This window comes from Mycobacterium sp. NGS35, from assembly GCF_059812855.1.
Genome location: NZ_JCALDL010000001.1, coordinates 186,497 through 206,305, shown reverse-complemented (window position 1 = coordinate 206,305; position 19,809 = coordinate 186,497). Strand labels below are relative to the sequence as shown.

The window sequence follows — 19,809 nt, the reverse complement described above, 5'->3', positions numbered from 1 at the left end:
ACAGATGGTCAGGTTACGAAACATGAAGCAGGACAGCGCATCTCAGTGGATAGCCGCCGGTCAGCTGGATATTCTGCTCAGCGGCCAGCCTATCTGGATCCTCGCGGGGCCGATGGCCGCGGGCCACACCGCAGACATCACGGCCGCCCTGTTCGGCCTGTCTGCCGGTGATCCCCTGCGACGTCTCGGCTTGGTCCCGCAACCGAATTCCCGCGTATGGCGGTTTGACCCCGGCCTGCTCGGCAATGCAGTGCGACACCCCCCGGTGATGGCACCGATTGTCGACAGTGCCGATGGAGTCACGGCCGCACTGAACTCGATCATGAAGGCGGCTCGCGGGGTTCGCATTCCGGTGTCGGTCATGCCGGTCGGTCAATTCGTGGCGTTTCGGTTCGACCACGGGCTCGGTGACGCTCACGTCATGCTGAAGATCGTTGGTGAAGTGTCACGCTGCAGTGCCGACGGCTACCCGAGGACGGCCGGCAACGACCTCCGGGCTATCCGCAACCCAGCCGTGTGGTCGGCGCTCAATGTAGCTATCAGGAAGCCACGAAGCTTCGCTTCCGCAGTGCGACTGGTGTTACGAGACAGGCTCGCCGCGTTGCCGGCAAGAGTGAAGAACCAATTGGCGCCGGGAGCCGCGGCCGTGGCGGCGCGAATGGCAGAGCCCTATTCTGCCGTGTTCGTGAGAAGCAGCGACGAATGTCTCGCCGCGTTACGTCGTTATCGCGCAGAACATCAACTCGCCATGTCCTCCTCGGCTGTGCTGATGTACCTGCTGTGCCGCTCGCTGCGTGAAGCCGGCATTCCGCTGTCGCCGGTGATCGAGGTGCTGGTGGACCTGCGCCGGTATCTCCCACGTGGCCGACGTACGTGGGCCAACTTCACCGCGGTGGCCCGGGTGGAGAATCGACCCGATACCACACCGCAGCAGTTCGGCGACACACTGGCAACCCACCTCGCCTCCAGCCGGCCGTTGATCGAGATGGTGGGCGGAGCTGCCAAGTCGCGGCTGCTGTGGCCGCTGAGGCAGCGCCGCTGCGAGGCGGATTGGCTTGTCGCACAACGGTCTCCCACCGGCGAGGCAACCGTCGTGTTCTCCGACATCACCCGGTTGCCCGAGATGGCAGACGTGCGGTGGTTGCCGGATAGCCGACACAACTTCGCCGTTGCGCTGCCGCCGGCGAGCAAGTCGAACATCTCGATTTTGATGTGCTCGCCGTCGCCGGGCGAAATCCAGCTCACGGCTTCGTTCTTCCCGGAGGAGTTCGATGAAAACGCGGTTCGGTGGTCGCTGCGCAGCGTGCTTCAACAACTTGGCTGCGACGATTCGGCCGAGGCATCGGCCCGGACTTATGCATAGGAACGGACTGAGGCAACACCGTGATTGACGACCATCTCCGTACGCACGACGGCTTGCGAATCTGCCATGTGAACGACATGGGTTGGCAGGCTGGCGGTGCGGAACGAAGTATTCAAACCTTGCGCGGGGCACTCACCGAGCGCGGCCACGTGGTGCACGTCGTTGCCACCGATAAGGAGGCCAGCCAGCACAACGACGTCTTCGCGGACGTGTTGATCCCGCGCATCTCCGGTGGTCCGATGCGGCGGCTCTTGCGTTACTTCTTTTACCTCAGAGCTTTCCGCGAACTTCGGCGGAGTTTCGACACCTTCCGGCCGGACATCATTCACTTCCACGCGATCGGAGAGTTCAGTCCCGCAGCGCTGTTCGCGGCCTGGGGGATCCCGTTCGTGATGACAGTCCACGGCCCCGAGGACTTCACCCGCGCCCTCATCCCGTGGCATTTGCCCAACTCCGACTACCGCAACGGCACTTACCGCCGAGGTGACCTGCGCATCATCGGGCGTCTGCGTTCTCTGTATTTCCGGATGGTCCAGCGCCCCGCGTACCTGTTCGCATTGCGCCGATGCAGCGCGCTGATCGCACCGAGCCACTTTTTCGCGCGAGTGCTCGAAGACGAGGTCGGCCCCGAACGCATCGTGCAGATGTACAACGGCATCAACCTTCCGGACGCGGTAGCGCCACCCTGCGCCGGACGGCTGTTCTTTGCGGGCCGACTGGAAGCCGTGAAGGGCGTCGAGGTTCTGCTGCGGGCCTTCGCGCTGGCACGGCTGGAGTGCCCTGGCGTGACCCTGACGATCGCCGGTGACGGCAGTCAGCGCACCGCGCTGCAGGCGTTGGCAGCGGAGCTGAATGTGTCCGATGGCGTGCGGTTCTTGGGCCGCCTGGGCTCTGAGGAAGTGGTGCACGCGCTGGCGAATTCCGACGCATTGGTGATCCCATCGCTGTGGCCGGAGAACCTGCCGACGGTCGCGCTGGAGGCGATGGGTGTGGGTCGGGCGATCATCGGGAGCCGCGTGGGCGGCATCCCCGAGCTTGTCGTCAACGGCGTCAACGGGTTCTTGACCGAGCCCTATGACGAGCGCGGACTGGCTGACGCGATCGTTCGGCTCGCGTCGGACCCGCAACTGTGCAGGAAGCTGGGCGAGGCCGGACGCCAACGGGCAACAGAGTATTCGGCCGATACGTTCACCGACAGAACGCTTGAGCTCTATGCGCGGACGCTGAACCCGATGGCTCCTGATCGGACATCGGACAAGCATCTGGAGAGGCTATGAGTGTCAGTCGGTGCGAACGCACCCTCGGCGTAGTCCGACCAAAGCCCCGTCTGGCAATCGTGACGGACGCCATGGCGCCCTGGCACAGCGGCGGCAAGGAGACCCGGACTCGAGAGTATTCGCAGCGCCTCGCGCGAAGCGGATTCCACGTCGACATCTACACCATGAAGTGGTGGGAGGGCGGCGCGGTGACCGGCCAGGGACCTGTTCGGCTCCACGCAATCTGCCGACGGTGGCCGCTGTACGCCGGACAACGGCGGTCCATCCTGCAAGCCGTCGCGTTCGCCTTGTCCTGCTTTCGGATGGTGACGGCGCGGTTCGATGTCGTCGAGGTCGATCAGATCCCGATTCTGCCGGTGCTTGTCGTCAAGGCGGTTTGTGTCATCCGGCGAAAACCACTGATAGCCACCTGGCACGAAGTGTGGGGCCGCACTTACTGGCGGCGCTATCTGGGTCCGATCGGCGTGTTGGCCGCATTCGCCGAACAGCTCGTCCTGCAGTTGCCGGATCGGATCATCGCCGTTAGCGAGGGAACGGCGCAACGAATCCGCGAAGCCACGCGTGGGCGCGTGCCGGTGTTCGTCGGAAACAACGGCGTCGACCTCCGCGCGATCTGCGACGTGCCGGCCGAAACCACAAGCAGCGACCTGCTTTTCGTCGGGCGGCTTCTGGAGCACAAAGGCGTCGACACATTGATAGATGGGATAGCCGAGCTGCGTCAGCGCGGCAGCCGGCTGTCGCTGACCGTCATCGGCACCGGCCCTGAACACCACACGCTGACACAGCGCGTAGCCGCACTGAGGCTCACCGACCAGGTGAGGTTCACCGGCGAACTGCAATCGCACGCCGAGGTCATCGGCTGGATGAAGTCCGCCCGGCTCATGGTCTTCCCCACGCGCCGTGAAGGTTTCGGGCTGGCGGCGGTGGAGGCCTTGGCCTGCGGCACGCCAGTGATCACCACAGATCATCCGGACAATTTCGCTCGCCTTCTGATAACACCGGGACGCAATGGCTACCTGAGCCGGGCCGACGGCAGCGATCTGCCCGAGGTGATCGCGCGTGCGCTGGCTGAGCGCCCGAGGTTGTCGACCGGGGCACTCGACAGTGCCAACGACTTCAGCTGGGACGAGGCCGTCAACCAGTGCCTGCCCGCTTACCGCGTGACGAAGCCGGCGGCTTGCGCACCAGAACCCATGACAACCGGTGGCGGCGATTTCGGCTCGCGGCGGCGGCGGTCGGCTGTCGCCAGCATCATCGCGTGCGCGGTCCTTTCGATCGTCACGGTGATGTCCGGCGGCTGCAGCAAACCATCGCTGAAGCCGCCGTGGATGTTGACGGCGGCGGGATCGCATGTCGGAATCGCTTACGGAGACACGCTGTTCGGCATGCCGGCGGCGGAACTGTCGGCCACTCTCGATGACGCTGCCGCACTGGGTGCCAGATGGATACGGGTGGATCTGGCGTGGCCGAACATCCAACCGGACTCGGCGAATGCCTACGACTGGCACCGCTTCGACACTGTGGTGGACGCGGTGAGCAAGCGTGGGCTGACGCTACTTCCGATCCTCGCGTACACGCCGCCATGGGCGAGGCCGGCCGGCTGCTCCAGCGATAAGTGCGCTCCGGCCAGCGCCGAGCAGTTCGCGACATTCGCGGCTCACGCTGCGGCGAGGTATCCGAAAGTTACCGTCTGGGAGATCTGGAACGAGCCGAACACTCAAGGGTTTTGGCAGCCGCAGCCCGACCCGCTCGGCTACGCGCAACTCCTCGGGCTGACGACCCAAAGGATCAAAGCGGCCAACCCTGCCGCCCAAGTTGTGACCGGTGGTCTGTCGATCACCAACCCCAGCCGCGACGGGATCACCCCTCAAGACTTCCTCGCGGCCGTGGTGCGCTCGGGAGCTGCACAGCGAATCGACGGAGTGGCCATCCATCCGTACACGTATCCAAATCTTGCTAGTCAACGCGGTCCGTGGGTGAGCCCCAGAGAGGACGCGAGCACCGGGTTGGCGTCGATTCGCCGTATCTTCACGGATGCCGGTCTTCCCGCGCCTCCCATCTGGATCACCGAATTCGGCGCGCCCACTGGCGGCGAGCCGGGTAGCGATGACCACGTCAGCGAAGCGCGCCAGGCCGAGATCGCCGCTGACGCCGTCAAGACCGCCTATGGTGACGACGGTGTCGCAGCACTGATCTGGTACACCTATCGCGACAGCGATACGGGTTCGCCTGATCCCGAAGCCAACTACGGCTTGCGTCGCTCTGACGGCTCCAAGAAGCCGGCATACGAGGCGCTCAGGCAGGCGATACTGGGCGGCTGAACCTTATGCGCCGGTGGCGAAGTTGTTGATCACCGCAAGAGCCGGCTTTGGGCTGTAGTCGTAATGGACGATGCCGAAGTTGTCCTCAGGGTCCAGCCGATGTGTGCCGCGGTCGCGAAGGCTGAACGCGAACAGTGGCCCCATCCAGGAGTTGTTCTGCACGTACTGCAGCGCGTAGCTGAACGACTGCGCCTGAACAGCTTCCGTCACCGACGTCGAGTCGGTACCCGTAGGCGCGCCGAACTCGGTGAGCCAGATCTTTTTTGCGCTGTCCCCACCGGAAACCATCACGTCACGCATTTGCCACATCTGCTGAAAAGCACTCCATGAGTTCGGCTCACTCGGCAGATACGGGAATGTGTAAGGGTGCATCCCGAACGCGTCGAAGTACGAGTTGGCTGCCGCCGAATACAGTCCCTTGACGAACGTGATCGGCGCAATCTGCGAGTAGCTGTCGGTGGCGGGCGCCAAACCGCCGGAGATGACAAACATGTCTGAGCTGACCGACTTGATCGCGGTGTAGGTGGCTTTGAGCAGAGTTGCGTAGGCCGTGACGTTCGGTCGCGGCTTCCAGCCGATGTTCGGCTCGTTCCACACCTCCCACAATGCAACTCGGTTCAGATAGCGGCTGGCCGCATCTTTGGCGAACGTCGCGAACTTGGCGGGGTCTTTCGGCGCGCTTTCCTCGGTTGTGACGGCGGCCGCAACCCGCGCCCACCGCGGTGTATGCAGCAGCAGACCGACCGGTCGCATTCCGCGTGCGACGACGGCATCGATCACGCGGTCCGGGTTGGCCCAGTTGCGTTGCCCCTCAACGGATTCGATCTCCGACCAATTGAGGTCGACCCGGACGTAGCGGGCCCCGGCCGAGCTCGCAACGTCGAGCACCTTCGACAGGTCGGCGGCCGATAGATACAGCAGTTCTCCACCGCCGCTGGCACCGACGAGCACCGGCGTTCCGGGGACTGGTGGCGGCGGCGCGGTAGATGTCAACGTCAGCGAGTCGAGCAGAAGTGTGCGTGCACAGCCCAAAGCCGAGAGAGCGTTCGTGAAAGCGATTGTCACCGTGTGCGATCCGGTCGCGATGGTGACTGACGGCGAATATGTGGTCCACGAATTCGCGCCGACCGTCGTCGCCAGCACCGATTTGCCGTCGACGGACACGGTCATGCGCGGAGAACCCCAACATGGTTTACCTGCTGCCTTGACGGCAATCCTCGATGCTGCCTGCAGGGATATCGTCGCGGTAGCGGTGGACTTCGACCGCAACAACAGCGCTCCGCCGCCCGATGCCGTCGGATCGCTATAGGTGGCACCGGCGTTGACCGGCGTGACGACCATGGTCTCAGCTTCGACGGTGTTGTCCGCGGCCGTAACGGGGGGAGCGAGCGACACGGCGGTTCCGGCTGCAAGCAGTGCTGCAAGTAGCGAGCGAAGCCGGCCCACGGGCCCCCCTTCGGCTGCGAGGAAGTAGTTCACAGCGTCCGCTTAATTTTCACCGGCATCAATAGGCTCACCTATCACTTCTGTAACAGAAGGAATCCGAATTGAGCCGGGGTGCGTCCGGCATCGTGCGCTTAGGCTTCTCGCATGGAATCCGACCTACGGCCTCCGCTGGATGCCGCCTCTTTACGCGAATCGCTCAGCTCGCCATGGCGTTTCGTCGACATCGTCGAAGAAACCGGGTCGACGAACGCCGATCTGGTGGCCCGTGCCAACGCCGGGGAAGACGTCGACGGAGTGGTGCTGTTCGCCGAACACCAGACCGCCGGCCGAGGCCGTAGCGGGCGCACGTGGTCGGCGGCGCCTCGGGCACAGCTCATTTTGTCTGCAGGCGTTGGCGCCGCCGACGTGCCGACGGCCGCATGGGGCTGGCTTCCGCTGGCCGCGGGCCTGGCGGTGGTTGACGCGGTGAGCGGTATCGCGGGCGTGGACGCGGTGCTGAAATGGCCCAACGACGTGCTCGCCGGCGACGGAAAACTGGCCGGCATCCTCGCGGAGGCAACCGGGCAGACGATCGTCGTCGGGATCGGGCTCAACGTCACGCTGCGCGCCGACGAGGTCGGCGAACCGCAGGTGACCTCTCTGGCAGACCTCGGCGTCGTCAACGCCGACCGCACGCGGCTGGCCACCGAACTGCTGCGCTGGCTCGGTGAGCGGGTCACGTCCTGGCGCGCCGGCGACACCGGACTCATGGAGGAGTACCGCTCCAGGTGCGCCACCATCGGTTCCTCGGTGCGGGCCGTGCTGCCCGGTGGCCGCGAAGTTGTCGGCACCGCGTTGCTGGTCGACGACCACGGGCAGCTGCGCATCGACACCGGAAGCGACGTCGTGGCTGTGTCCGCCGGAGACGTCGTGCACATCCGTCCCAACCTCTAAGGTTCAAGCCGTGGGCTACCCCGACAACGTGCTCGCCAGAGACGAACAGGTTGTGCTGCACCGGCATCCGCACTGGAAGCGGCTGGTCGGCCCGGTGCTCGTGCTGGTGGTCGCCACCGGGGTCGCCGTGTTCGTGACCGCGGTGGTGCAGCGCACCGACTGGGACCAGACGGCCAAGACGGTTCTCTACTGGGTGGTGGCCGGCATCTGGCTGGTGCTGGTGGGCTGGCTTACCGCCTGGCCGTTCTTGTCTTGGCTCACAACACATTTCGTCATCAGCGACCGCAGGGTGATGTTTCGCCACGGCGTGCTGACCCGGTCGGGTATAGACATCCCGCTCGCGCGCATCAACAGCGTCGAATTCCGGCACGGAATATTCGACCGGGTGCTGCGCACCGGCACGCTGATCATCGAGTCAGCGTCACAAGACCCGCTGGAATTCCACGACATCCCGCAAGTCGAGCGGGTCCACTCGCTGCTGTATCACGAAGTCTTCGACACCCTGGGCGGCGAAGAATCCGACAGCCGGTCCTCGGGCACGCGCTGACGCCGCCGTGACCGGCGCAGAGGGGTGACGTTCGACTTCTCGTGCGCCTCGTGCACGTCTTCCATCGCCTCGGCGATGCCGCCCGCGGTGAACGTGGACTCGAGCGCCTTCTCCGGGTTGCGGCCGAACTCGTCGGGGAAAACCCAGCGCCGGAACGCCCAGAACCGGAACGCCATCTGCAACAGGTTGCCCAGGATGTAGGCGGAGACGAAGTCGGCGATGTTCTCCACCGTCAGGCTGACGTGCGGCACCCGCAGTCCGAACACGTAGCTGGAGACCCACAGCGGCGCCATCGACAGCAGCACGCCCACGCCGCTGAACATGAAGAACAGCAGCGCTTCGTGGTGACGTTCGCGGCCACCCCGGTCGCGGAAGCTCCACTCCCGATTCAGGATGTACGACGCGATCACCGCGACGATCCCGGAGATGATCTTGGCGGTCACCGGCTTGGGTTCCAGGACGGTCAGCTTGAGCGTGTAGAACAACGCCGAGTCGATGACGAACGTGGTGGCGCCGACGATGGCGAACTTGATCAGCTCGTGATGCCGCTCTGCTGCCGGACGGACCACACGCGGGAGACGGGCGATCGTGGCGTCGGTGAAGGACACAACTCGGCAGTCTACGTAAGTGCGGGCCACACCGCCGAACCGTGCGCGCCAACCACGCATCCCGCGCATGACACCATGGCAGCGTGCGTAACTCGTCTGGTGCTTGGCCCGTGGTGGCGATGATCGGCGCTGGTCAGCTCGCTCGCATGACTCACCAGGCGGCGATTCCGCTGGGCCAGAGCCTGCGGGTGCTCGCGGTTTCGGCTGATGACCCGGCAGCTCAGGTCAGCCCCGATGTGGTGCTCGGCCGCCACGACGACCTCGACGCGCTTCGCCGCGCGGCCGACGGCGCGAGCGTCGTCACGTTCGACCACGAGCACGTTCCCACAGAACTGCTGGACAAGCTGGTCGCCGAGGGTGTGACCGTGGCGCCGTCGCCGGAGGCGCTGATCCACACCCAGGACAAGCTGGTGATGCGGCGGCGCCTGGAGTCGCTCGGCGCCCCGGTGCCCCGGTTCGCCGAGGCCGCCGGCGCTGACGACGTCGACGCGTTCGCCGCCCGCGTCGGCGGCCCCGTGGTGGTGAAGACCGTACGCGGCGGCTACGACGGCAAGGGGGTGTTCCTGCCCGACGACCTCGGCTCGGCCCGCGACGTGGTGGACCGGCTGCTGGCCGACGGCGTGCAGGTGCTGCTGGAGGAGCGCGTCGAAATGCGGCGCGAGCTTGCGGCGCTGACTGCGCGGTCGCCGTTCGGCCAGGGCGCTGCGTGGCCCGTGGTGCAGACGGTGCAACGCGACGGCATCTGCGTTCTGGTGGTGGCGCCGGCTCCCCGGTTGGACCCGGACACCGCTGCCGAGGCCGAACAGCTGGCGCTGCGGCTGTGTTCGCAGCTCGGCGTGGTCGGGCTGCTGGCGGTCGAGCTGTTCGAAACCGTCGACGGCCGGCTGCTGGTCAACGAGCTCGCGATGCGCCCGCACAATTCCGGGCACTGGACCATGGACGGCGCTACGACCAGCCAGTTCGAGCAGCATCTGCGGGCGGTGCTGGACTATCCGCTCGGCGACACGGCGCCCGTGGTGCCGGTGACGGTGATGGCCAACGTGCTGGGCGCGGCGCAGACGCCGACCATGACGATGGACGAGCGGCTGCATCACCTGTTCGGCCGCATCCCCGATGCTCGGGTGCACCTCTACGGCAAGGCTGAGCGGCCCGGCCGCAAGATCGGCCACGTCAATATTCTCGGCCGGAACGGCTCGCCCGACGACGACGATCACGTGGCCACGCTGCGCGAGCGGGCCTTGCGGGCGGCACACTGGTTGTCGCACGCCCAGTGGACCGACGGATGGGACGCGCATGCCTGAGCCGCGGGTCGGCCTGATCATGGGCAGCGACAGCGATTGGCCGGTCATGGAGGCCGCCGCCCACGCGTTGGCCGAATTCGACATTCCGTTCGAGGTGGGCGTGGTGTCCGCGCACCGCACCCCGGCCCGCATGCTCGACTACGCCCGCGGCGCGGCGTCGCGCGGCATCGAGGTGATCATCGCCGGGGCGGGAGGAGCCGCGCACCTGCCCGGCATGGTTGCGTCGGCCACGCCGCTGCCGGTGATCGGAGTACCGGTGCCGCTGGCCAAGCTCGACGGCCTCGATTCGCTGCTGTCGATCGTGCAGATGCCGGCCGGCGTGCCGGTGGCCACGGTGTCGATCGGCGGCGCCCGCAACGCGGGGCTGCTGGCGGTACGGATCCTGGCGTCGTCAGACCCCCGGCTGCGCCAGCGCATCGAGGATTTCCAGCGCCTACTCGAGGCGTCGGTGCTGGAGAAGGACGCCGCCCTGAAAGACCGGTTGCTGGGCCCCGAAGGTACCGTTACTGGGGAGTAGCAAGGAGGCCGAGATGGCTAAATGGGCCGGTGATCCGTCGTTCGACGTCTTCAAACTGCCGGACGAGCACAACGAGCTGCGCGCGGTGGTGCGCGAGCTGTGCGAGAAGGAGATTGCCCCGTACGCCGCTGATGTCGACCAGAACTCACGGTTCCCCGAGGAGGCGCTCAAGGCGCTCAACGAGTCCGGCTTGTCAGCTGTTCACGTTCCGGAGGAGTACGGCGGGCAGGGCGCCGACGCGGTGGCCACCTGCATCGTCATCGAGGAGGTGGCGCGTGTCGACGCGTCGGCGTCCCTGATTCCCGCGGTCAACAAGCTCGGCACCATGGGGCTGATCCTGTCCGGCTCCGACGAGCTGAAGAAGCAAGTGCTGCCGTCGCTGGCGTCGGGCGAGGCGATGGCGTCGTATGCGCTGTCGGAGCGGGAGTCGGGCAGCGACGCGGCCGCGATGCGTACCCGGGCCCGCGCCGACGGGGACTCGTGGGTGCTCAACGGCGCCAAGGCGTGGATCACCAACGGCGGCAAGTCGACCTGGTACACGGTGATGGCGTCGACCGATCCCGACAAGGGCGCCAACGGCATCTCGGCGTTCGTCGTGCACAAAGACGACGAAGGTTTCACGGTCGGGCCGAAGGAACGCAAGCTCGGCATCAAGGGCTCACCCACCACCGAGCTGTACTTCGAGAACTGCCGCATACCCGGCGACCGGATCATCGGCGAGCCGGGCACCGGGTTCAAGACGGCGCTGGCCACACTCGACCACACCCGCCCGACCATTGGCGCGCAGGCCGTCGGCATCGCGCAGGGCGCGCTAGACGCGGCGATCGCATACACCAAGGAGCGCAAGCAGTTCGGCCGGTCGATCGCGGAGTTCCAGGGTGTGCAGTTCATGCTGGCCGACATGGCGATGAAGGTCGAGGCCGCCCGGCTGATGGTGTACAGCGCGGCAGCACGCGCCGAACGCGGCGAACCGAACCTGGGCTTCATCTCCTCGGCGTCGAAGTGCTTCGCGTCCGACGTGGCGATGGAGGTCACCACCGACGCCGTGCAGCTGTTCGGCGGTGCCGGTTACACCGAGGACTTCCCAGTGGAGCGGATGATGCGCGACGCCAAGATCACCCAGATCTACGAGGGCACGAATCAGATTCAACGGGTCGTGATGTCACGCGCGCTGCTGCGCTGAGGCACCGGTCAGAACATTACGGTCACGTTTTCGGTGACGCGGCGACGCTCCATTGCCGACGGGTCGGGGTGGGCTACCTGCACCAGTGACGCACCGACGGCGAACACCGCCACCAGGCCGTCCACCAACGCGGCATCGGTCGCCCAGTCGGCGGTCGACAGCACCCGGTCGTGACTCGAAACACCTTGCGCTGCAGCAGAATCCGCGGCCCACGCGAGGACCTCGCCCGCTGAGCGGCCACCGAGCGCGGGACCCGGCTGCCGCTCGGCAGAGATCTGGTCGGCCTGCACCCGCACGGTGGTCGCGTAGTCGATGACGCCGGGAGGAAGGTCGTTCACGGGCCGGCCGAAGGGGTCCAGCGACAGCGCCACCACGTCATCGGCGTCGGCATCGGCAACAGCGTCGGCAGTGCACATCACCACGTCTGCGTCGCTGTCGCCGATCACCACCTCCGCACCGATCCACCACACCCCGAACACCACCGCCGCCGTCTGCCAATGCGCCGGCAACAGCACCGCGACTCGGCTGCCCGGCCCGGTGCCGAGCTCGTCGCGAAGCAGGTTCGCGGTCTTGGCAGCCCAGTTCGCGAACGTGGCCGTCGACAACTCGATCCGCTCGCCGGAGGCGTCGTCGTAGTAGGTGATCCGCGGTTTGGACGGGTCCGTCCGCAACAACGGATCGAGTACTGCCGCAGCGAGATTGGTCACTGGTTCAGTTGACGCACTGCGGGTCGTTCGAGCCCGCGGTGATGATCGGCGACGGCGGCGGCGCCTCGGAGTCGGTGGCTGTGTCGCCGGTGGTTGCGGCTGCCGGATCGACCGTCGCGACGGTGGGATTGGTGCTGTCGAGCCCAGAGCCGGGCCCGGTGTAATCAGCGGTCAGCACCACGCGCACGGTGCCCGGGCGCACCGACGGGTCGGCCACGACCGGCAGTCCGCCGAGCTGCTTGGCCACCGCTTGCGCGCCGAGGTCGTCGGCCTTGGCCGCGCGCACCTGGCTGCCCGGGACGTGCCCGCCGTCGTGGTTGCCGATCGGTCCCTGCTGAAACCCGTTGTTGGTCAACACCTGTGACACCGCGGCCGCCAGACCGTTGATGTCGCTGTCGTTTTCCACCTCGACCGCAGTGTTGGCCGGTGTGTAGGCCAGCTCTTCGGTCTTGCCCTGCGCCTGGTCGCTCAGCAAGCCCTTCACCCACGCCTGCACCTGCGAGGGGTCCACCCGCACCACGCTCTGCATGCCGTCGTCGCTCCAGCCCGACTCGTCGAGCACTGGGATGGTCGCGAACGCGACGTTGCCTGCGGCCAGCTTCTGAAGCTCCTTGATGAAATCCATGATGTCCCAGCCGTCCGACAGCACCACAGAGCGCTGAATCGCCGTCTGCAGGCGCTCCAGCGCTGAGGGGCTGGACAAGGTCTTCCCTGAAATCACTTGATGCGCAAGGGAAGCCATGACCACCTGCTGGCGCACCACCCTGTCGAGGTCGCCGCGCGGCAGGTCGTGGCGCTGCCGGACGAAGCTCAGCGCCTGCGGCCCGCTCAGCCGCTGCCAGCCGGCCGGGAAGTCGGCTCCCGAAAGGGGTTCGTAGACAGCATCTTTCAAGCAGACGTCGACACCGCCGATGGCGTCGGTGATCAACGCGAAGCCCAGCAGCCCCACTTCGGCGTAATGGTCGACGGTAACTCCGGTGAGATCGGCGACGGTCTTGATCAGTGCCTCTCGACCCGCCTCGGTGGCCTGGGCGTCGGCCTGCGCGTCACTGACGCCCGACTCGACAAGCTGCATGCGCTTCTGTTCTTTGGTCTGACCGTAGACGCCGTTGATCTTCGTCTTCCCCAGGCCGGCAGCCTGCACGTACGAGTCGCGGGGGATCGAGATGGCCGTCGCCGACTTCCCGTTGTCCGGGATGCGCACCAAGATGATCGTGTCGGTGTTGGTGGACACGTCGTCGCCGGCGTGTAGCTGGGCGAGTTCGTCCTCGCTGAGCGGATTGCCGTGAGCGTCGGTGCGGCTGTCCATGCCGACCAGAAGGATGTCGATCGCGCCGTCCTCACCGCCGGTGCCCAGCAGCGGCGAGCTGATGTGCAGGATGCCGTTCTCCAGCGAACGGATCTTGCTCCACGCCAGTCCGGTGGCCAACACGATCGCACACGCCACCACAGTGCACAGCACCCGCACGCCACGGCGCGCGTTCGCGGCCGGGCCGGCGGTTGGCACAGCAGGCACGAAGAAACCCCATTCAGTTCGGTAGCTGCGACCAGGCTACTGGCGCAGGCGCCGCAGACGCCGTAGCCGAGGCCCGGCGTGCCAGACTCGAAAACCATGGGCCACCGAATTGTTATCACCGGCGCGCGGGGGCAGGTCGGGCGCCGGCTGGCCGTCGACGCGGCCCGCGCCGGTCACGACGTGGTGGCGCTGAGCTCCACCGACTGGGACATCACCGCAGCGGATGCCGGCGACGGGATCGTCGAACCTGGCGACGTGGTGGTCAACTGCGCCGCCTACACCGCGGTGGACGCCGCCGAGTCGGACGCTGAGACTGCCCACGCGGTGAACGCGGTCGGGCCCGGAAACGTCGCGCGCAGTTGCGCGCGGGTGGGCGCTCGGCTGATTCACCTGTCCACCGACTACGTGTTCAGCGGACGTTTCCCCGGTTCACCCCGGCCCTATGACGTCGACGACCGGCCGGAGCCGCTGTCGGTGTACGGGCGCACGAAGCTCGCGGGCGAAGAGGCGGTACACGCCGTCTTGCCCCACGCGCATGTGGTGCGCACCGCCTGGGTCTACGCGGGCGTCGGCAAAGACTTTGTCGCCGCCATCGCGCAACGCGCACGCGGCGGCGAGCAGATCGACGTGGTGGCCGACCAGATCGGCTCGCCCACGTTCGTCGGCGACCTGGTCGGTGCGCTGCTGCAGATTGCCGCGGGCGGTATCCGCGCGCCGCTGCTGCACGCCGCGAACGCCGGCGCCGCCAGCCGGTTCGATCAGGCCAGAGCCGTCTTCGAAGAGCTGCGCGCCGACCCGCAACGGGTCCGGCCCGTCGCCACCGACCGCAACCCGCGGCCCGCCGCACGGCCGGCCTACTCCGCGTTGTCGGCGCGGTTGTCTGCCGCCGCCGGACTGACGCCGTTGCGGCCGTGGCGCGACGCACTCGCCGCCGCGCTCTCCGGCAGTGAGACCCGTGCGCGCGAAAGCCCGGCTGACGACGCTGGTCGGGGCTGAGAACCGTTACCCTCAACGCCGTGAGTGAGGGAGTTGGCGCGTCCGGTGAGTGACATGTTGACGGTGGTGACCGTGACGTACTCGCCGGGTCCGCACCTGCACCGGTTCTTGGCGAGTTTGTCGCATGCCACCGACCGGCCCGTCACCGTCGTCATGGCCGACAACGGGTCCACCGACGGCAGCCCTGAGGCCGCGTTGGCCGAGTTCCCCAACACCCGCCTGCTGCGCACCGGCGCCAACATCGGCTACGGCGCCGCGGTCAACCGCGCGGCCGCCGAATTAGGCCCGGAGACAGACTTTTTCGTCGTCGCGAACCCCGATGTGCAGTGGGGGCCGGCGAGCATCGACCTGCTGCTGGAGGCGGCCGGCCGCTGGCCGCGGGCCGGCACGCTGGGCCCGTTGATCCGCGACCCGGACGGCTCGGTGTATCCGTCGGCACGTCACCTTCCCAGCCTCGTCCGGGGCGGCCTGCACGCGGTGATCGGACCGCTGTGGCGCACCAACCCGTGGACGGCCGCTTACCGCCAGGAGCGTCTGGAGCCCAGCGAACGGCCCGTCGGCTGGCTGTCGGGGTCGTGCCTGTTGGTGCGCAAGGCCGCCTTCGACGAGGTGAACGGCTTCGACGAGCGCTACTTCATGTATATGGAAGACGTCGACCTCGGCGACCGGCTCGGCAGAGCCGGCTGGCAGAACGTCTATGTGCCCTCGGCGGAGATTCTGCACGACAAAGGCCACGCCACCGGCCGCGATCCGGCCAGAAATCTCGTCGCACACCACCAGAGCACCTACATTTACCTTGCCGATCGGCACCCGCACTGGTGGCAGGCGCCCCTGAGGTGGGCGATGCGGTTCGCGCTTGCGGTGCGGTCCCGGTTGGCGGTGCGAGGCTCCCGGCGCAAGCTGGCGAAAGGCAGGTGAGATGACGGACACCCCGATCGACCCGGCGCACGTCGACGCGATCGTGCTCGTCGGCGGCCAGGGCACGCGGTTGCGGCCGCTGACGCTGTCGGCACCCAAGCCGATGCTGCCGACTGCCGGGCTGCCATTTTTGACCCACCTGCTGTCGCGGATCGCGGCCGCCGGCATTCACCATGTGGTGCTGGGCACGTCGTACAAGGCCGAGGTGTTCGAATCCGAGTTCGGTGACGGCTCGAAGCTGGGTCTGCAGATCGACTACGTCACCGAGACCGAACCGCTGGGCACGGGCGGCGGGATCGCCAACGCCGCCGCAGGACTGCGTCACGACACCGTCATGGTGTTCAACGGCGACGTGCTCTCCGGGGCCGACCTGGTCTCGATGCTCGAGACGCATCAGCGCCTGGACGCCGATGTGACCCTTCACCTGGTGCGCGTCGGCGATCCCCGCGCGTTCGGCTGTGTGCCCACCGACGACGAGGGCTTGGTCACCGCGTTCCTGGAGAAGACGCAGGACCCGCCGACCGACCAGATCAACGCCGGCTGCTACATCTTTCGCCGCTCGGTGATCGACCGCATTCCTCGCGGCCGGCCGGTGTCGGTGGAGCGGGAGGTGTTCCCGGCGCTGCTGTCGGACGGGCTGCGGGTGTGTGGCTACGTCGACGCAAGCTATTGGCGGGACATGGGCACGCCCGAGGATTTCGTCCAGGGATCGGCCGACCTCGTGCGTGGGATCGCGCCGTCGCCGGCGCTGGGCAACCAGCGCGGCGAGAAGCTGGTGCACGACGGCGCCGCGGTGGCGCCCGGAGCGGTGCTTGTCGGCGGCACGGTGGTCGGTCGCGGTGCGGAGATCGGGCCGGGTGTGCGGCTGGACGGCGCGGTGATCTTCGACGGTGCGCGGGTGGAGGCCGGGTCGCGCATCGAGCGGTCGATCATCGGGTTCGGCGCGCGCGTAGGGCCGCGGGCGCTGATCCGCGACGGGGTGATCGGCGACGGCGCAGATGTCGGCGCGCGGTGTGAGCTGCTGCGTGGCGCACGGGTATGGCCCGGCGTGACCATCCCAGACGGCGGCATCCGGTTCTCCACCGACGTCTGACCGCTATGCGATTTCGGTGCGCAAACCGGCGCTGAGCGCACGTTAGCGCCCCGAAATCGCATACGAAACCAGTTGGGAGAGGCCGTAATCGGTGTCATTTGGCATGGCATCGAGGTCCCACCACCGCAGGTCCAGCGATTCGTCGGTGACCGCGAATTGCGCATCCGGCGGCGCGTGCGCGACGAACTGCAGGTCGAGGTGTCGAGTCGGCACTCCCAGCGAACACGTCACGGGGTGAACGTGAATGGCGGTCAGCTCAGGCGCCAGCGAGAGCGCCGCGATGCCGGACTCTTCGACGGCCTCGCGTCGGGCTGCGGCGACGATGTCGGCGTCGACGTCCTCGCAGTGCCCACCGAGCTGAACCCACCGGCCCAACCGCGGATGAAGCGTCAGCAGTGCGCGCGTGCCGGTGTGGTCCAGCAGCAGCGTGGAGGCGGTGATATGGCCTGGCTCGCATTCGCGCCGACATGCGTCGGCCCGCGCAAGCACGAACGCGAGCACCGCTTCACGCATCGCGTCTTGCGCGGGATCCGGTGCGCGCCAGCCGGACAGCGTCGTGATCACCGAATCGCGCAGGCTCACTTGTGCACCAGCAGCCCAGCCACCGAGGCGGGTGCACGCGGGGTCAGTGGTTCAGTAGGATAGCCAATTGCTATGGCCCCCAATGGTTCCCACGACAAGGGGAGGTCGAGTTCGTCACGCACTTCCTCTGGCGCGAAGATCGTCGACCCCACCCAGCAGCTGCCGATGCCGCGCACGGCCAGCGCGACCAACAGCCCTTGAACGGCGGCACCGACCGCCACGGTGAACATCGTGTGTTCGGCTGCCGTGCGGGTGCTGTCGGGATAGTCGTGCGCGCCGTCGGGCACCAGAAACGGAATCATCAATTCTGGTGCATCGTAGAGGATTTGACCGCGGGCCACCCGCGCGTCGACGGCCTGCGCCGATTTGCCGTCGCGGGTGAGGTCGTCGCGCCAGCGGGCCTTCATGCGGTCCAGCAGTGCGACCCGGCGGTCGGGATCACGCAGCCAGACGAACCGCACCGGACGTGTGTGATGCGGCGCCGGCGCAGTGAGCGCATCCGCGACTGCGGCTTCGATGTGCTGCGGCGGCACCTGCTCGGGCGCGAACCGTCGCACAGATCGGCGCAACAGCAGCGCCTGCCGACGACCTTCGGCAAGTGCCTCCTCGGTGCCGAGCCAGAACAGGTCTTCGTCGCCGGCCCGCACCAGCCGCGCGGCGGTGGAGCCGTCGTCGGCGATTGCCAGGCCGCGCACCACAGCCACCGGGACGCCGGTCAGCTTGCCCTTGACAAGGTCTGCGGCGCAAGCCAGTTCGTCGGCGACCGCGACTTCGGTCACCACCAGTTCGTTGCCGTGCGGGTCGTGCGTGCCGGCATAGGCATGCAGCACCTCGACACCGGACGCACCGATCGCGACGTCGATCTGCCCGTTGCGCCACGCGCGGCCCATGGTGTCGGTGATCAGCACACCGACAGTCACGCCGAGCCGTTCCCGCAGCCGCGCCCGCAATGTCGCCGCGCTGGCGTCCGGGTCGAGCGGGAGCAGCGCGAGCTCGGTGGCGCCGACATTCGACCCGTCGACGCCCGCGGCGGCCTGCACCAGCCCGAGTGCGTTCTCGGTGATCAGCGTCTTGCCCTTGCGTGCCAGAACCCTGACCGCTTCGGCGTCGATTAGCTTGCGGCGCAGGTCATCTCGGGCCTGAGGGTCAGCCGGCGCCGGCACGATGCGACCCTCGCACTTGCTCACGACCTTACTGGTGACCACCACCACGTCCCCGTCGCGCAGCCATGGCGCTGCCTTCGCGATCGCCGCGGCCAGGTCGTCGCCGGGCCGGAACTCGGGAAGCCCGGCGACCGGGAGCAGCTCGACGCGGCGTGCCGACCCGTGATCGGTCACGACCGCGGCTCCGACGTGAGCCCGGCCAATTCCAGGCCGCTGCGCACCATGTCGGCGGTGGCGGCCGGGTTCGTCATCAGCAGTGGCACCGCACGCACGGCCACCCCGTCGATGGACGCGGTGTCGCCTTCGTGGATCAACCAGCCGTCGAGGATCCCGACTCCGCTGCGGGCGCCGTAGTAGGCGCCGACGGCCTCGGACGTGCTGGCCACACCGATCACGCGCAGGCATTCATCGGCCATGCCGCGCAAGGGTTTTCCGCTGACGATGGGGGAGTAACCGATCACCGGCGCGGAAGTGGAGCGCAATGCGCCGCGGATGCCGGAAATCGCCAGGATTGCGCCGATGCTGACGACGGGGTTCGACGGTGCCAGGAACACCACGTCCGCGGATTCGATTGCGTCGACGACGCCGGGTCCGGCGGTGGCTTTCTCGGCGCCGACGAACGCGAAGCTGTGCGTGGGCACCTGCGCGCGGTAGCGCACCCACCACTCCTGGAAGTGGATCGCGCGCTGTGCGCCGTCGGCGGGATCGGTGATGACGACGTGGGTTTCGCAGCGGTCATCACTAGCGGGCAGCAGTGTCGCGCCGGGCGACCAGCGGTGGCACAGGGCTTCGGTCACCTGTGACAGTGGATAGCCTGCCCGCAGCATCTGGCTGCGCACCAGATGGGTCGCCAGGTCGCGGTCGCCGAGCCCGAACCAGTCGGGCTGCACGCCGTAGCGGGCCAATTCCTCCTTCGCGTGCCAAGTTTCGTCGCGGTGGCCCCAGCCGCGCTCGGGGTCGATGCCGCCGCCGAGGGTGTACATGCACGTGTCCAGATCGGGGCAGACGCGCACGCCGTGCATCCACGCGTCGTCGCCGATGTTGACGACGGCGGTCAGCTCATGCGTGCTTTCACCGGTGGCGAACTGGCCGAGGCCGAGCAGGTGCTGGACGCCCAGAAGGAAGCGCGCCCCGCCGACGCCGCCTACGAGAACGGTGACCTTCACAACCCAGGACACTAGGCCTTCCGTCGGGCGCGCGTTCGCCGCGGTGCGACACGCCGCAGAAACGACGCGCCGAATCTCGATAACGAGATGGTATGAAATTTGGTTCCAACGCTTGACCGGGCCTGCTCACAAGTGTGTAATCACATCAGTGTCATTCCCGGTTCGCCAGCCG

General features: G+C 67.3%; 18 protein-coding genes. 11 read left to right on the top strand and 7 right to left on the bottom strand.

Features of this window, described 5'->3' with window-relative positions; all coding sequences use genetic code 11:
* Positions 1-22: 22 nt before the first annotated feature.
* The 3 genes from AC5Y4C_RS01045 to AC5Y4C_RS01035 all read left to right on the top strand — a co-directional run bounded on the left by AC5Y4C_RS01045 (position 23) and on the right by AC5Y4C_RS01035 (position 4,961).
* A complete protein-coding gene (locus AC5Y4C_RS01045) occupies positions 23-1,363 on the top strand; it encodes a hypothetical protein (RefSeq protein WP_499948041.1) in 1,341 nt (446 codons plus the stop codon).
* 77 nt (positions 1,364-1,440) lie between these two features.
* The gene (locus AC5Y4C_RS01040) at positions 1,441-2,640 is read left to right on the top strand and encodes a glycosyltransferase family 4 protein (protein ID WP_499914771.1); all 1,200 of its coding nucleotides are present in this window, start codon (positions 1,441-1,443) and stop codon (positions 2,638-2,640) included.
* A 59-nt stretch (positions 2,641-2,699) separates the two neighbouring features.
* Positions 2,700-4,961, top strand: coding sequence for a glycosyltransferase (locus tag AC5Y4C_RS01035; protein WP_499962158.1), 2,262 nt, complete (start codon positions 2,700-2,702; stop codon positions 4,959-4,961).
* A 3-nt stretch (positions 4,962-4,964) separates the two neighbouring features.
* Here the strand turns inward: AC5Y4C_RS01035 and AC5Y4C_RS01030 are convergent, their stop codons facing one another.
* Positions 4,965-6,356 carry a carbohydrate-binding domain-containing protein gene (locus AC5Y4C_RS01030; protein ID WP_499962160.1) on the bottom strand — a complete coding sequence of 464 codons (1,392 nt, stop codon included), beginning with the start codon at positions 6,354-6,356 and terminating at the stop codon, positions 4,965-4,967.
* Positions 6,357-6,551: 195 nt separating this feature from the next.
* On the opposite strand from AC5Y4C_RS01030, the gene AC5Y4C_RS01025 reads away from it, so the two are divergent.
* Together AC5Y4C_RS01025 and AC5Y4C_RS01020 are read left to right on the top strand one after the other, a co-directional pair.
* Positions 6,552-7,340, top strand: coding sequence for a biotin--[acetyl-CoA-carboxylase] ligase (locus AC5Y4C_RS01025; RefSeq protein WP_499962162.1), 789 nt, complete (start codon positions 6,552-6,554; stop codon positions 7,338-7,340).
* Between the two features lie 10 nt (positions 7,341-7,350).
* On the top strand, positions 7,351-7,887 hold the full coding sequence (locus AC5Y4C_RS01020) for a PH domain-containing protein (RefSeq protein WP_499962164.1): 537 nt from the start codon (positions 7,351-7,353) through the stop codon (positions 7,885-7,887).
* On the opposite strand, the gene AC5Y4C_RS01015 is transcribed toward AC5Y4C_RS01020, so the two are convergent.
* Positions 7,824-8,495, bottom strand: coding sequence for a GtrA family protein (locus AC5Y4C_RS01015; RefSeq protein ID WP_499962166.1), 672 nt, complete (start codon positions 8,493-8,495; stop codon positions 7,824-7,826). The genes AC5Y4C_RS01020 and AC5Y4C_RS01015 overlap by 64 nt on opposite strands.
* Before the next feature lie 83 nt (positions 8,496-8,578).
* On the opposite strand from AC5Y4C_RS01015, the gene AC5Y4C_RS01010 reads away from it, so the two are divergent.
* From AC5Y4C_RS01010 to AC5Y4C_RS01000, 3 genes are read left to right on the top strand one after another with little or no spacing between them, the layout of a single operon-like run.
* Positions 8,579-9,796, top strand: coding sequence for a 5-(carboxyamino)imidazole ribonucleotide synthase (locus tag AC5Y4C_RS01010; protein WP_499962167.1), 1,218 nt, complete (start codon positions 8,579-8,581; stop codon positions 9,794-9,796).
* Positions 9,789-10,313 carry a 5-(carboxyamino)imidazole ribonucleotide mutase gene (gene purE, locus AC5Y4C_RS01005; protein WP_499907684.1) on the top strand — a complete coding sequence of 175 codons (525 nt, stop codon included), beginning with the start codon at positions 9,789-9,791 and terminating at the stop codon, positions 10,311-10,313. The genes AC5Y4C_RS01010 and purE overlap by 8 nt, the downstream gene beginning before the upstream one ends.
* A 13-nt stretch (positions 10,314-10,326) precedes the next feature.
* Entirely contained in the window at positions 10,327-11,496 is a 1,170-nt protein-coding gene (locus AC5Y4C_RS01000; protein ID WP_499907686.1) for an acyl-CoA dehydrogenase, read from the top strand.
* Between the two features lie 8 nt (positions 11,497-11,504).
* On the opposite strand, the gene AC5Y4C_RS00995 is transcribed toward AC5Y4C_RS01000, so the two are convergent.
* Positions 11,505-12,203, bottom strand: coding sequence for a TIGR03089 family protein (locus AC5Y4C_RS00995; protein ID WP_499962168.1), 699 nt, complete (start codon positions 12,201-12,203; stop codon positions 11,505-11,507).
* Between the two features lie 4 nt (positions 12,204-12,207).
* Positions 12,208-13,671: an LCP family protein gene (locus AC5Y4C_RS00990; protein WP_499962367.1), complete on the bottom strand. Its 1,464-nt coding sequence runs from the start codon at positions 13,669-13,671 to the stop codon at positions 12,208-12,210.
* A gap of 144 nt (positions 13,672-13,815) precedes the next feature.
* On the opposite strand from AC5Y4C_RS00990, the gene rfbD reads away from it, so the two are divergent.
* Genes rfbD through manB form a run of 3 tightly spaced genes read left to right on the top strand, consistent with a single transcriptional unit; the run spans position 13,816 to position 16,726 of the window.
* The gene (rfbD, locus tag AC5Y4C_RS00985; RefSeq protein ID WP_499962170.1) at positions 13,816-14,715 is read left to right on the top strand and encodes a dTDP-4-dehydrorhamnose reductase; all 900 of its coding nucleotides are present in this window, start codon (positions 13,816-13,818) and stop codon (positions 14,713-14,715) included.
* Between the two features lie 45 nt (positions 14,716-14,760).
* The gene (locus AC5Y4C_RS00980) at positions 14,761-15,633 is read left to right on the top strand and encodes a glycosyltransferase family 2 protein (protein ID WP_499907692.1); all 873 of its coding nucleotides are present in this window, start codon (positions 14,761-14,763) and stop codon (positions 15,631-15,633) included.
* A gap of 1 nt (position 15,634) precedes the next feature.
* Positions 15,635-16,726 carry a mannose-1-phosphate guanylyltransferase gene (manB, locus tag AC5Y4C_RS00975; RefSeq protein ID WP_499907694.1) on the top strand — a complete coding sequence of 364 codons (1,092 nt, stop codon included), beginning with the start codon at positions 15,635-15,637 and terminating at the stop codon, positions 16,724-16,726.
* A 42-nt stretch (positions 16,727-16,768) separates the two neighbouring features.
* On the opposite strand, the gene AC5Y4C_RS00970 is transcribed toward manB, so the two are convergent.
* From AC5Y4C_RS00970 to cofD, 3 genes are read right to left on the bottom strand one after another with little or no spacing between them, the layout of a single operon-like run.
* On the bottom strand, positions 16,769-17,308 hold the full coding sequence (locus AC5Y4C_RS00970) for an NUDIX hydrolase (RefSeq protein ID WP_499962172.1): 540 nt from the start codon (positions 17,306-17,308) through the stop codon (positions 16,769-16,771).
* Positions 17,305-18,645, bottom strand: a complete 1,341-nt coding sequence (locus AC5Y4C_RS00965) for a coenzyme F420-0:L-glutamate ligase (RefSeq protein ID WP_499962173.1) — start codon at positions 18,643-18,645, stop codon at positions 17,305-17,307. The genes AC5Y4C_RS00970 and AC5Y4C_RS00965 overlap by 4 nt, the downstream gene beginning before the upstream one ends.
* On the bottom strand, positions 18,642-19,637 hold the full coding sequence (gene cofD, locus AC5Y4C_RS00960) for a 2-phospho-L-lactate transferase (RefSeq protein WP_499962369.1): 996 nt from the start codon (positions 19,635-19,637) through the stop codon (positions 18,642-18,644). Before cofD ends, AC5Y4C_RS00965 begins: the two co-directional genes overlap by 4 nt.
* Between the last annotated feature and the right edge of the window lie 172 nt (positions 19,638-19,809).

Bases quoted from the DNA above. Each gene is read 5' to 3' on its own strand.
- AC5Y4C_RS01040 (WP_499914771.1), top strand. From the start codon at position 1,441: ATGGGTTGGCAGGCTGGCGGTGCGGAACGAAGTATTCAAACCTTGCGC.
- AC5Y4C_RS01025 (WP_499962162.1), top strand. From the start codon at position 6,552: ATGGAATCCGACCTACGGCCTCCGCTGGATGCCGCCTCTTTACGCGAA.
- rfbD (WP_499962170.1), top strand. From the start codon at position 13,816: ATGGGCCACCGAATTGTTATCACCGGCGCGCGGGGGCAGGTCGGGCGC.
- manB (WP_499907694.1), top strand. From the start codon at position 15,635: ATGACGGACACCCCGATCGACCCGGCGCACGTCGACGCGATCGTGCTC.
- AC5Y4C_RS01000 (WP_499907686.1), top strand. From the start codon at position 10,327: ATGGCTAAATGGGCCGGTGATCCGTCGTTCGACGTCTTCAAACTGCCG.
- AC5Y4C_RS01045 (WP_499948041.1), top strand. From the start codon at position 23: ATGAAGCAGGACAGCGCATCTCAGTGGATAGCCGCCGGTCAGCTGGAT.
- purE (WP_499907684.1), top strand. From the start codon at position 9,789: ATGCCTGAGCCGCGGGTCGGCCTGATCATGGGCAGCGACAGCGATTGG.